General features: G+C 65.4%; 9 protein-coding genes. 5 read left to right on the top strand and 4 right to left on the bottom strand.

The features are described from left to right. Positions 1-57: 57 nt before the first annotated feature. The 3 genes from glp to ASC94_RS10155 form a co-directional block, all read right to left on the bottom strand. Complete coding sequence (gene glp, locus ASC94_RS10145; RefSeq protein ID WP_307718834.1) at positions 58-1,965, bottom strand: gephyrin-like molybdotransferase Glp; 1,908 nt, start codon at positions 1,963-1,965, stop codon at positions 58-60. A gap of 7 nt (positions 1,966-1,972) precedes the next feature. Further along, positions 1,973-3,073 (bottom strand): GTP 3',8-cyclase MoaA, encoded by a 1,101-nt coding sequence (gene moaA, locus ASC94_RS10150; protein ID WP_056393916.1) that lies wholly within the window; start codon positions 3,071-3,073, stop codon positions 1,973-1,975. A 114-nt stretch (positions 3,074-3,187) separates the two neighbouring features. Continuing rightward, complete coding sequence (locus ASC94_RS10155; protein WP_056393918.1) at positions 3,188-6,406, bottom strand: Rne/Rng family ribonuclease; 3,219 nt, start codon at positions 6,404-6,406, stop codon at positions 3,188-3,190. Positions 6,407-6,982: 576 nt separating this feature from the next. On the opposite strand from ASC94_RS10155, the gene ASC94_RS10160 reads away from it, so the two are divergent. The 4 genes from ASC94_RS10160 to ASC94_RS10175 are packed head-to-tail and all read left to right on the top strand — an operon-like array spanning position 6,983 to position 10,144. Beyond that, positions 6,983-8,017 (top strand): RluA family pseudouridine synthase, encoded by a 1,035-nt coding sequence (locus tag ASC94_RS10160; protein WP_056393920.1) that lies wholly within the window; start codon positions 6,983-6,985, stop codon positions 8,015-8,017. A gap of 45 nt (positions 8,018-8,062) precedes the next feature. After that, the gene (locus ASC94_RS10165; protein WP_056393921.1) at positions 8,063-8,722 is read left to right on the top strand and encodes an HAD-IIIA family hydrolase; all 660 of its coding nucleotides are present in this window, start codon (positions 8,063-8,065) and stop codon (positions 8,720-8,722) included. After that, complete coding sequence (locus ASC94_RS10170) at positions 8,722-9,096, top strand: Rieske 2Fe-2S domain-containing protein (protein WP_056393922.1); 375 nt, start codon at positions 8,722-8,724, stop codon at positions 9,094-9,096. The genes ASC94_RS10165 and ASC94_RS10170 overlap by 1 nt, the downstream gene beginning before the upstream one ends. A gap of 28 nt (positions 9,097-9,124) precedes the next feature. Further along, positions 9,125-10,144 carry a S49 family peptidase gene (locus ASC94_RS10175; protein ID WP_056393924.1) on the top strand — a complete coding sequence of 340 codons (1,020 nt, stop codon included), beginning with the start codon at positions 9,125-9,127 and terminating at the stop codon, positions 10,142-10,144. A 168-nt stretch (positions 10,145-10,312) separates the two neighbouring features. On the opposite strand, the gene ASC94_RS10180 is transcribed toward ASC94_RS10175, so the two are convergent. Then, a complete protein-coding gene (locus ASC94_RS10180) occupies positions 10,313-10,591 on the bottom strand; it encodes a hypothetical protein (protein WP_056393926.1) in 279 nt (92 codons plus the stop codon). Between the two features lie 119 nt (positions 10,592-10,710). Between ASC94_RS10180 and ASC94_RS10185 the strand changes: the two genes are divergently transcribed. Further along, positions 10,711-11,427: a pseudouridine synthase gene (locus ASC94_RS10185; RefSeq protein ID WP_056393928.1), complete on the top strand. Its 717-nt coding sequence runs from the start codon at positions 10,711-10,713 to the stop codon at positions 11,425-11,427. The last annotated feature ends 100 nt before the right edge of the window (positions 11,428-11,527 follow it).

The following is an 11,527-nucleotide window of genomic DNA, read 5'->3' on the forward strand; positions in this document are numbered from 1 at the left end:
GCCGCGGCCCCGTAGGGCGGGTTAGCGGCCGCAGGCTGCGTAACCCGCCATGCCCGCTCACACCAGCCCCTCAAACAGCACCACATCCAGCAGGTCGCCCGGCGCCGCGTCGCCCTGGCTGGCCGGCAGCACCACCATGCAATTGGCCTCCGACATGGAGCGCAAAATGCCCGAGCCCTGCGCGCCGGTGATGCGCACTTCCTGCTCGCCCTTGCCGTTCACCGTCACGATGCCGCGCTGGTATTCGGTGCGCCCCGGCTTCTTGCGGATGGCTGCCGCGCTGCGCGCGCGCATCACCGGCAGCGCCTGCTGTGCCGCGTCCGCGCCCATCATCTGCAGCAGGGCGCCGCGCGCGAAGAAGTAGAACGCCACCATGGCCGCCACCGGATTGCCCGGCAGGCCGAACAGCAGCGCGCTGCGCCCGCCCGACGCGATGCGGCCGAAGGCCATCGGCCGCCCGGGCCGCATTTCCATCTTCCAGAACGCCACGTCGCCCAGCTCGGCCATGATCTGGCGGATGTAATCGGCCGCCCCGGCCGACACGCCGCCCGTGGTCAGCACCACGTCGGCCTGCTCGCACGCCCTGCGCAGCGCGCCGCGCAGCGATTCCGGGTCGTCCTTCACGGTGCCCATGTCGATGGCTTCGCAGCCGAGCCGGCGCAGCATGCCGAACAGGGTGTAGCGGTTGCTGTCATAGATGCTGCCCGCGTCCAGCGCCTCGCCCACCGAGCGCAGCTCGTCGCCGGTGGAGAAGTAGGCCACCCGCAGGCGGGTCTGCACCGCCACTTCGGCGATGCCCAGCGAGGCGATCAGGCCGAGGTCGGCCGGGCGTACGCGCTTGCCTTTGCGCAGGGCCGGCGCGCCTGCCGCCAGGTCTTCGCCACGGAAGCGGCGGTTGGCGCCGGGCGCGATGCTGCCGGCTGCCACGGTGACCTGGCCATCGGCCACGGCGGCGGCCAGTTCCTGCGGCAGCACGGTGTCCAGCCCGGCCGGCATGACGGCGCCGGTCATGATGCGGATGCATTCGCCCGGGCCGGCCGCCACGGCGGCGGGATGGCCCGCGTACGCGGTGCCCACCACCTTCAGGGTAGTGGGCGCGTCCGCCGCCAGGTCCGCGCCGCGCAGCGCGTAGCCGTCCATGGCGGAATTGTCGTGCGCAGGCACGTCGATGGGGGAGATGATGTCGGCCGCCAGCACGCGGTCCAGCGCGCTGCGCAGTCCCACGCGCTCGGGCAACGAGGCCTGCGGCATTTGCTGCACCAGGCTGCGGATGATGGCCTGCGCCTGTTCCACCGGCATGGCGTCCGGCGTGTAGCCGGCGGCAGCCGGGGCGCCGTGGCCGCGCGCGGCCAGCGCTTCCATGTCCTTCAGGTCGCCCAGTGTGTTGATGTTGCGGAAGGCGGCGCCGTCGCTGAACAGTACTTCGGCTACGCGCACCGATTTGTACCAGCCGTCCATGCGGCGCGCGCCGCTGTCGAGGTAGGCGGTGAGCTGCGGCAGCACGCTGGCTTTCATCAGGCTGAAGACGGGATGCACGCGCTGATAGCTGTCGCCGCTCTCGTCGGACTCGGTGGTGACGGCCACGGCCAGGTCGGCGTCCTGCTCTACCAGGGCGGCGTGCAGGCGCTCGGCCAGGTCGGCCGGCAGGAAGGGGGAGTCGCACGGCGCGGTGAGCAGCAGGGCGGTGCCGCAGCGGCGCAGCGCCGTCTGCAGGCCCGCCAGCGGGCCTTCGAAGCCAGCCAGTTCGTCGGCCCAGACCGGCACGCCCATGGCCTCGTAGATGCCCTGGTTGCGGTTGGCGCTGATGGCCACGCTGGCCACTTGCGGCGCCAGGCGCTGCAGCACATGGGCGGCCAGGGTGCTGCCGTGGAACGGTTGCAATCCTTTGTCGACGCGGCCCATGCGGGTGCCGCGTCCCCCGGCCAGGATCAAGCCGGTGATGCTGGCGGCAATGCTGTGATTCACGCTCAAACTAACCCCCGATATAAGACATCTCGACTTTTTGGCTGATGCCCGCCGTCTGGCTGGTGCGCAGCTCGGAGTAGCGGTCGCCGCGCGCCTGCCACAGGTGGCTGACGGCGCCGGCGATCTCGGCATCGCTGCTGCCGTTGCGCAGCAGGGCGCGCAGGTCGTGGCCGCGCGTGGCGAACAAACAGGTGTACAGCTTGCCCTCGGTGGACAGGCGGGCGCGGCTGCAGTCCCGGCAGAACGCCTGGGTGACGCTGGAAATCAGGCCGATCTCGCCGCCGCCGTCGCGGTAGCGCCAGCGCTCGGCGGTTTCGCCCGTGTAGTTGGCGGCCACCGGCTCGATCGGCATCTCGGCGCCGATGCGGCGCGCCACTTCGGCCGAGGGCACCACTTCGTCCAGCTTCCAGCCGTTGGAGGCGCCCACGTCCATGTACTCGATGAAGCGCAGGATATAGGGCGTATCCTTGAAATAGCGCGCCATCGGCAGGATTTCCTGGTCGTTCATGCCGCCCTTGACCACCATGTTGACCTTGATGGGCCCCAGGCCCACGCCGTGCGCCACGTCCAGGCCGTGCAGCACGTCGCCCACCGCGAAGTCCACGTCGTTCATGCGCTTGAAGATGGCATCGTCCATGGCGTCCAGCGACACGGTCACGCGCTGCAGGCCGGCGTCCTTGAGCGACTGCGCCTTTTTGGCGAGCAGGGAGCCGTTGGTGGTGAGCGTGAGGTCGAGCGGCTTGCCGTGCACGGTTTTCAGTTCGGCCAGCATGCCGATCAGCTTTTCGATGTTTTTGCGCAGCAGCGGCTCGCCGCCGGTCAGGCGGATCTTTTCCACGCCGTGCGCGATGAAGATCTGCGCGATGCGCGTGATTTCTTCAAAGCTGAGCAGGGAGGAATGCGGCAGGTAGTTGTAGTCCTTGTCGAACACTTCCTTGGGCATGCAGTAGACGCAGCGGAAATTGCAGCGGTCGGTGACGGAAATGCGCAGGTCGTGCAGGGGACGGGCGAGCTGGTCCCGCAGCTCGCCCGTGGGCGCCTGCAGGACGGCTGGCACGACAGCCGCTTGCGAGCGGTTGTCGGTGAAGAGAATGATTTTTTCAGACATGCGGATACGATAGCACGACCGCACTTTGCATGCGCTGTATCAGTTGCATATATGGAACTACCAATGAAAAAGGGGAAGCGCGCGGCTTCCCCTTTCTAGTCGGCTACCCGGCTTTTAACGGCGGGTGTCGACCTGGACCAGCGGCTCGTCCACTTGCGGCGGCAGCGGCTTGCGTTCGCGCGGCACGCGCACCGGGGTGGTAACGGTCTGCGACGCGGCTTCCTGCGCAGCGCGCAGCTTGGCCGGGTCGGTAGCTGCCAGCGTCAGGCCGGCGGCTTCCAGGATCGCGTTCAGGTCGGCTGGCTTGGCGGCCGGGGCTGCTGCCGGAGCAGGGGCTGCCTGGGCTGCCGGGGCTGGCGCGGCGGCTTGCACTGCCGGGGCGGCTGCGGCTGGCGCGGCTTCCACAGCTGGCGCGGCCACTTCTGCTGCCGGCGCGGCGGCAGGCTCGGCTGCCGGGGCGGCCGGTGCTGCTACGGCGGCTTCAGCGGAATCGGCGCTTTGCGGCTTCTGCTCGAACGCGTACTCGGCTGCCGGAGCCGGCTCTGGCGTCACTGCTGCGGCGGGTGCTTCAGCAACGGTGTCGGCAACGGCTGGGGCGGCAACTTCCGTGGCCGGCGCCTGGGCTGCTGCTTCGGCCGGGGCGGCTGCCACGGCTGGCTCAGCTGCGGCTTCGGCTGCAACCGGTGCAACCGGTGCAACCTCCACCGGCGCTGCAGGAGCAGCTTCCACTGCCGGCGCTGGCGCATCCACTGCCACGGTCGGATCGACCGGAGCGGCGACGGCGACAGGGGCGTGTGCAACGCCGAGGTCGGCGTCGGCGGCGGGAGCGTCTGCCGCCACGGTTGGATCGGCTGGTGCCGGGATGGCGGCCGGTGCTGCCGGGGCGGCCTCGCCTTCGGCTGGCGCCACGGTGAAGCTCACTACCGGTGCGGACTCGCCATCAGCCAGTTCCGCGCCTTCCACGCCCTCGGCGCCTTCGCGTTCGCGGCGGTTGCGGTTGCGGCCGCCACGACGGCGGCGGCGGCGCGGCTCTTCGCCGTCCAGTGCTTCACCGTCTTCGCCTTCAGGGCCGGCGTTGGCCGGTACTTTCACTTGCGCATCGCCCACCGGTGCGGCCGCTGCCGGCGCGCCGGTCAGGGTGACGGCTGCGGCGGCTGCGCCCGCGGTCAGGGCCAGCTCATCGGCCTTGAACTCGGCTTTGGCTTCGGTGGCCGTGGCCTTGTCGGCGCGCGGCTCGCGCGGTGGGCGCGGGGTGCGTTCGGCACGCTCCGGACGCTCGGCGCGTTCCGGACGCTCGGCGCGCTCGGGGCGTTCCGCACGTTCAGGACGCTCGGCGCGCTGGGCCTGGGCGTCGGCCGGCAAGCCTTCGCGCGCTTCACGCGGCTCGCGCGGTGGACGCGGCGGACGGGCCGGGCGGCCTTCGCGCGCTTCCGCCGGCTTGGCGGACTCGTCTGCACCGGCGCGTACGCCCGGTTCGCGTTCTTCACGCTCGCGGCTGCCTGGCTTGCCGCTGCGGCTGCGGCCGCGCGGGCCACGGGCGTTGCGGTCGCCGCGCTCGGCGCCCGGCTTGGCGGCCGGTGCTGGCGCAGGCGCTGCCACCGGCTCTTCTTTCTTCGGCGAGAAGAAGGAGAACAGCTTGGCGAAGAAACCTTGCTCGACCGGCGCGGCCACGACCGGAGCCGGCTTGACCGGTTCGGGCGCAGGCTTGCGTTCCACCACAGGGGCGGGCTGGGCCGGGGTAATGGTCTTGACGACGGCTTCCTGGCGCGGCTTGGCTTCTTCCTTCTGGCGCTTGTTGTAGGCCATGTCGGTTTCTGCTTGCTCGGCCATGGTGTAGCTGGCGGCGTGGTCTTCCAGGCGCGGATCGTCGTGCTTGATGCGCTCCAGCTTGTAGTGCGGCGTGTCCAGGTGCTTGTTCGGGATCAGGATCACGTTGATGCGGTGGCGGTTCTCGATCTTGAGCACTTCGCCGCGCTTTTCGTTCAGCAGGAAGGCTGCCACGTCCACCGGCACTTGCACGTGGATGGTGGCCGAGTTTTCCTTCATCGCCTCTTCCTGGATGATGCGCAGCACCTGCAGGGCGGACGATTCGGTATCGCGGATGTGGCCGGTGCCCGAGCAGCGCGGGCAGGTCACGTGCGAACCTTCGGACAGCGACGGACGCAGGCGCTGGCGCGACAGTTCCATCAGGCCGAAGCGGGAAATCTTGCCCATTTGAACGCGGGCACGGTCGTGGTGCAGCGCGTCCTTCAGGCGCTGTTCCACTTCGCGCTGGTTCTTGGCCACTTCCATGTCGATGAAGTCGATCACGATCAGGCCGCCCAAGTCGCGCAGGCGCAGCTGGCGGGCCACTTCTTCGGCTGCTTCGCAGTTGGTGTTGAAGGCGGTGGTCTCGATGTCGGAGCCGCGCGTGGCGCGGGCCGAGTTCACGTCCACCGACACCAGCGCTTCGGTGTGGTCGATCACGATGGCGCCGCCCGATGGCAGCGGCACGGTGCGCGAGTACGCGGTTTCAATCTGGTGTTCGATCTGGAAGCGGGAGAACAGCGGCACGTCGTCGCTGTAGCGCTTCACGCGGTGCACCATGTCCGGCATCACGTGGCTCATGAACTGGTGAGCCTGCTCGTAGATGACGTCGGTGTCGATCAGGATTTCGCCGATGTCCGGCTGGAAATAGTCGCGGATAGCGCGGATGACCAGCGAGGATTCCTGGTAGATCAGGAAGGCGCCCGAGGCGGCCTTGCCGGCGCCTTCGATTGCGCGCCACAGCTGCATCAGGTAGTTCAAGTCCCACTGCAGCTCTTCGACGTTGCGGCCGATGCCGGCGGTGCGGGCGATCACGGACATGCCTTGCGGCAGGTCCAGCTTGTCCATGGTTTCGCGCAGTTCCTGGCGTTCTTCGCCTTCCACGCGGCGCGAGACGCCGCCGCCGCGCGGATTGTTCGGCATCAAGACCAGGTAGCGGCCGGCCAGCGAGATGAAGGAGGTCAGGGCCGCGCCTTTATTGCCGCGCTCCTCTTTTTCCACCTGCACCATAATTTCCTGGCCTTCGCGCAGGGCTTCCTTGACGGAGGCGTTGCGCACGTCCACGCCTTCGCGGAAGTAGCTGCGCGCCACTTCCTTGAACGGCAGGAAACCGTGGCGGTCTTCGCCGTAGCTGACGAAGCACGCTTCCAGCGACGGTTCGATGCGGGTGATGACGCCTTTGTAGATGTTGGACTTGCGCTGCTCACGGCCAGCGGTTTCGATGTCGATGTCGATCAGTTTCTGACCGTCGACGATGGCAACGCGCAACTCTTCTTGCTGCGTCGCATTGAACAACATGCGTTTCATTTTTATTAACTCCGCGGCCCGAAGGCCATCTCTTGCCGTTCCCGCAGGAACGGCGTGATACCAGGGATATACGCGGGAGTAAGGAGGCGGAGGGGTTTTGCCTCGTCATGCGGCGCAGCAACGCGGTAGCGTTGCGGCCGCAAAGGGCGCATGAGGCCGAGCGTCATGCCGAGTGTGCGCACTGCTTGCAATTCATCCAGCGGGCCAACCGGACGAGGTGAATCGTCCGGGGCGGGCGGAGCAGGCAGGCGTGCGCAAAGCGTCGAGCCATGGCATCTTGTATGGTGCCTGGCGAAAACGGCAAGCGTAATCAGCTTCATCAACCAGCGAGCAACGACTGTGTGCTTGCTCGCCGGACTTATCCTAACAATCCAGCCAATCTAATCCCTGCACCCGTGCTCGCTACCCGATGGCGACAGTGGTCGCCACCCTGATGACCGCACGAGTGTGCGTATACATTTATTTCCACTGAATTTGCTAAATAAGCGAGGCCAGCGGTACGCCCCTGTGTAAAATGTGCTTTTATTCTTACACGTACAGCAGCTTAAACTGCGGCAAAACGATTATATATTCAAAATGAAGGACTTAGAGAGATTTTCTGGGAAGAACGGCCGAAACGTGGTCCAGAATGCGGCGCAAAAGCCGCAAGCCGCCGTCCCCACACAGGTCCTGCCGCAAGCACAATTCCTGACGATAGGCGAAGAAGACGCCGGCCAGCGCATCGATAACTACTTGTTGCGAATCTGCAAAGGTGTGCCGAAAAGCCATATCTACCGCATCCTGCGCTCTGGTGAAGTGCGTGTGAACAAGGGCCGTATCGATCAGTTGTACCGTCTGGTACAAGGTGATGTGGTGCGCGTCCCGCCGGTGCGCGTGGCGGAAAAGGCGGAAAACAACGTTCCGGCGGCCGAGTTCGCCATCATCTTCGAGGATGCGCACCTGCTGGTGATCGACAAGCCGGCCGGCACCGCCGTGCATGGCGGCTCGGGCGTGTCCTTCGGCGTCATCGAGCAGCTGCGCGCGTCGCGCCCGGACGCCAAGTTCCTGGAACTGGTGCACCGCCTGGACCGCGACACATCCGGCCTGTTGTTGCTGGCAAAGAAACGGTCGGCCCTGACCAATCTGCACGAACAGATGCGCGACGGCCACACCGACAAGCGCTACCTGACCCTGGCCGTGGGCGACTGGAAGAATGCGCGCCAGCACGTGAAATCGCCGTTGAAGAAGTACTCCACCGCCGACGGCGAGCGCCGGGTGGCGGTGGCGCCGGACGGCCTGGCCTCGCACACCGTGTTTACCCTGCTGAAGAAATATCCGCAGTTCGCCTTGCTGGAAGCCGAGCTGAAAACCGGCCGCACTCACCAGATCCGCGTTCATCTGGCATCTTCTGGCTTCCCCATTGCAGGTGACGATAAATACGGCGATTTCGCATTAAACAAGGCGCTCCAGAAAGCTGATGCCACGCGTGGCGCGCTCAAGCGCATGTTCCTGCATGCCCACCAGATTACGTTTACCCACCCGGAAACCGGCAAAACCATGACATTGAACGCACCGCTGGCCGCCGAGTGCGAACGATTCTTGGTAAGCTTGGGTAAACCATTGAATTTATAAAATAATACTGAGCAGAGGAGCCGGTGGCAGGCAGCGCCGGAACACATGGCAAGAAAGCAATTTGATCTGATCGTGTTCGATTGGGATGGCACGTTGATGGACAGCACATCGACGATCGTGCGCTGCATTCAGGCCGCCGCCAAGGATCTGGCCTTGCCGATACCCGGCGAGGACGCGGCCTCGCACGTGATCGGCCTGGGGCTGTACGAGGCCATGCAGGCCGTGATGCCCCATATCGACCCCAAATATTACCCGCGCATGGTGGAGCGCTATCGCTACCACTATTTGTCGAAAGACCATGAGCTGACGCTGTTCAAGGGCGTGGCCGAGATGCTGCAGGAGCTGTCGCAGCAGGCCTATTTCCTGGCCGTGGCCACCGGCAAGAGCCGGGTCGGGCTGAACCGGGCGCTGAACGCGGCCGGGCTGCTGTCGATGTTCGACGCCACGCGCTGCGCGGATGAAACCTTCTCCAAGCCGCACCCGGCCATGCTGCAGGAGCTGACCCGCGAACTGGGCCAGGACCTGAAGCGCACCGTGATGATAGGCGACACCAGCCATGACTTGCTGATGGCGAACAATGCCGGCGCGGCCGGCGTGGCGGTGGAATACGGCGCCCATCCGGTCGACCAGTTGCAGGCCTGCAATCCGATGTATTCGGCCAGGACCGTGGCCGAACTGCACCAGTGGCTGAACGAGAACGCCTGATGAGCGAGAGCGTGGAAATCCTGATCTGCGCGGCGGACGCGGTGCAAGACCTGGGGCGCGGCGTGCGCTTTCCGGTCACGGCAGGCGGCGAGGACGCCACCGGCTTCGTGGTGCGCTACGGGGGCAAGGCCTACGGCTATCTGAACCGCTGCGCCCATGTGCCGATCGAACTGGACTGGAACCAGGGCGAGTTCTTCGAGTCAAGCAAGCTCTACATCATGTGCTCGACCCACGGCGCTGTTTATGTGCCCGAAAGCGGCCAATGCGCTGGCGGTCCCTGCCGGGGCGGCCGGCTGCGTCCCATCACCGTGGTGGAGCACGACGAGCAACTTTACTGGCAGCCGGACGACTACATCCGGCCCGCCCGCGCCTGAGCGGCGCCCATCTCCGAGTTAAGATTTTATGAGCGACAATACAAGCGATAGCAATAATAGCGGCGACGGCAAGAGCAATGCAGCCGCCGCCACCCCGTCGGTGGCCGGTTTGAACTGGGAGCGCGAAGTCCTGGAAAAGCTGGTGCTGTCCACCGTGCGGGAGCGCCGCGCCAACCGGCGCTGGAGCATCTTCTTCAAACTGATGACATTGGTGCTGGTATTTGTCGCCATCGCCGCCTATTTCGATTTTACCTTCCCCGGCAGCGATTCTGAAACGCTGGGCCGCCACACCGCGCTGATTGAAATCGAAGGCGATATTGAAACCGAAGGCAGCGGCTCGGCGGCAGTGGTGATCCCTGCCCTGAACAAGGCTTTTTCGGACCACGGTTCGGTCGCGGTGGTGTTGCATATCAACAGTCCCGGCGGCAGCCCAGTGCAGGCCGGCATGATTGTCGACGAGATACGGCGCCTGCGCCAAGGCTACCCGGCCAAGCCGCTGTACGTGGTGGTTAACGAAATCTGCGCGTCGGGCGGCTACTACATTGCCGCCGCCGGCGACAAGATCTTCGTCAACAAGGCCAGCATTGTCGGCTCCATCGGCGTGCTGATGGACGGCTTTGGTTTCACCGGCGTGATGAACAAGGTGGGCGTCGAGCGCAGGCTGCTGACCGCCGGCGCCGACAAGGGTTTCATGGACCCCTTCACCCCGCTGAGCGACAAGCACCGCCAGCATGCGCAGACCATGCTCAACGAAATCCACGCCCAGTTCATCGACGTGGTGCGCACCGGGCGCGGCAAGCGCCTGAAAGAAACACCGGAAACCTTCTCCGGCCTGTTCTGGACCGGCGCGCGCGCCATCGACATGGGGCTGGCGGACGGTCTCGGCACGGTGGACACTGTCGCGCGCGACGTGGTGCACGCCGAAGACATCGTCGACTATACCCAGCATGAAGGCTTGCCCGAGCGCGTGCTGAAGAAATTCGGCGCCGCAGTGGGCGCGGGTGTCATGAAGGCGGCGGTGCAGGGCGCCGCTCCGGCGGTGCGCTAGCCTTGCGCAATGTGCGTGCGCGCACAGTGCAACGTTGACAAGACGGCTTGATTTCTTCTTGTATTCCTCCCGGGGTGGACTATATTGGTGTTGTAGTTCTTTCCCAGGGAGGCCGCATAAACAGCTTAACTCGTTGTCTGCACAACTTTACCGTAAGTCAGAAACGAACTACTCAACCGCATCGCTGATGCGGACCCGAGAGAATTTCAATTCCTCGCATTGAGCCCCGCAATGGGGCATGAGAACGGCGGCGTCATTGCCGCTGTTTTCATTTCCGAAGCCGCCTGCACCGAGCCAGTCCATGAAATGCTGCTGCGCGGCTGCGTGCCAGCCCGCCTGCGGCATGGCTGGCGCGGCCTGGCCGACCGGGCCCTGCCTCCAGCGGTCCAGGCCCAGCCGGGTAGCATGCAGCACCAGGTGTTCGCTTGCACTTTTCCGGGAGTTCATCTCAGATCCTTTCTTACAGGCATTAGGTGGATTCCTACATGAGTTCAGTGTAGCCACGCGAGGTGAGCCCCCTTTGATCTGCGTCAAGCTGTGTTTGAAATCTGGTAAAGTCTCGCCCTATGAGCAAATTATCTTTAGACCGCATCCTGCAATCCCAGGGTTTCGGCACGCGCAAATACTGCCGCGCCCTGATCGAAGACGGCGAAGTCAGTATCGCCGGCGAAGTCCACGACAACTACAAGGCCAGCATTGAAACCGACGGCCTGGTGTTGACCATCTTCGACGAAGAGTGGGTGTACCGCGAACACCTGTACATCGCGCTGAACAAGCCTGCCAACTACGAATGCTCGCGCAAGCCCAGCCATCATCCCGGCGTGCTGACCTTGCTGCCCGAGCAGTTCAGCTGGCGCGAAGTGCAGCCGGTCGGCCGGCTCGACCACGACACTACCGGTATGTTGCTGATGTCCGACGATGGGCCATTTATCCACGCACAATCGTCGCCGAAGCGGCACGTTCCCAAAGTCTACCAGGCGACCACGCAAGATCCCGTGACGCCCGAGCTGGTGGCGCAACTGCTGGCCGGCGTGCAGCTGCACGACGAGCCGGCGCCGCTGGCGGCCCTGGTGTGCGAGCCACGTGGCGAGCACCAGCTGGAAATCGTACTGGAGCAGGGCAAGTACCACCAGGTCAAGCGCATGCTGGCGGCTGCCGGCAACCATTGCAGCGCGCTGCACCGCTCCGCCATCGGCCAGCTGCAGCTGGCGTCGCTCGGCCTGGAAGAGGGCGAATGGTGCTATCTCACTCCGGAACAGCTGGCGCTGCTGGCCCCCGCCTGATCGGTCTTTCCCCGCAGTAATATCAAATAGCCGGGCTTTTGCCGCCTTCCTCCACGGATGGCGGCGCAGGGCGCGCGGCGATAATGGCTCCTGTTATCAC

Source organism: Massilia sp. Root418 (assembly GCF_001425265.1).
Lineage (GTDB): Bacteria > Pseudomonadota > Gammaproteobacteria > Burkholderiales > Burkholderiaceae_D > Rugamonas.

Excerpts from the sequence above, each read along its gene's own strand:
- moaA (WP_056393916.1), bottom strand. The coding sequence starts at position 3,073 with ATGTCTGAAAAAATCATTCTCTTCACCGACAACCGCTCGCAAGCGGCT.
- ASC94_RS10155 (WP_056393918.1), bottom strand. The coding sequence starts at position 6,406 with ATGAAACGCATGTTGTTCAATGCGACGCAGCAAGAAGAGTTGCGCGTT.
- ASC94_RS10160 (WP_056393920.1), top strand. The coding sequence starts at position 6,983 with ATGAAGGACTTAGAGAGATTTTCTGGGAAGAACGGCCGAAACGTGGTC.
- ASC94_RS10165 (WP_056393921.1), top strand. The coding sequence starts at position 8,063 with ATGGCAAGAAAGCAATTTGATCTGATCGTGTTCGATTGGGATGGCACG.
- ASC94_RS10170 (WP_056393922.1), top strand. The coding sequence starts at position 8,722 with ATGAGCGAGAGCGTGGAAATCCTGATCTGCGCGGCGGACGCGGTGCAA.
- ASC94_RS10175 (WP_056393924.1), top strand. The coding sequence starts at position 9,125 with ATGAGCGACAATACAAGCGATAGCAATAATAGCGGCGACGGCAAGAGC.
- ASC94_RS10180 (WP_056393926.1), bottom strand. The coding sequence starts at position 10,591 with ATGAACTCCCGGAAAAGTGCAAGCGAACACCTGGTGCTGCATGCTACC.
- ASC94_RS10185 (WP_056393928.1), top strand. The coding sequence starts at position 10,711 with ATGAGCAAATTATCTTTAGACCGCATCCTGCAATCCCAGGGTTTCGGC.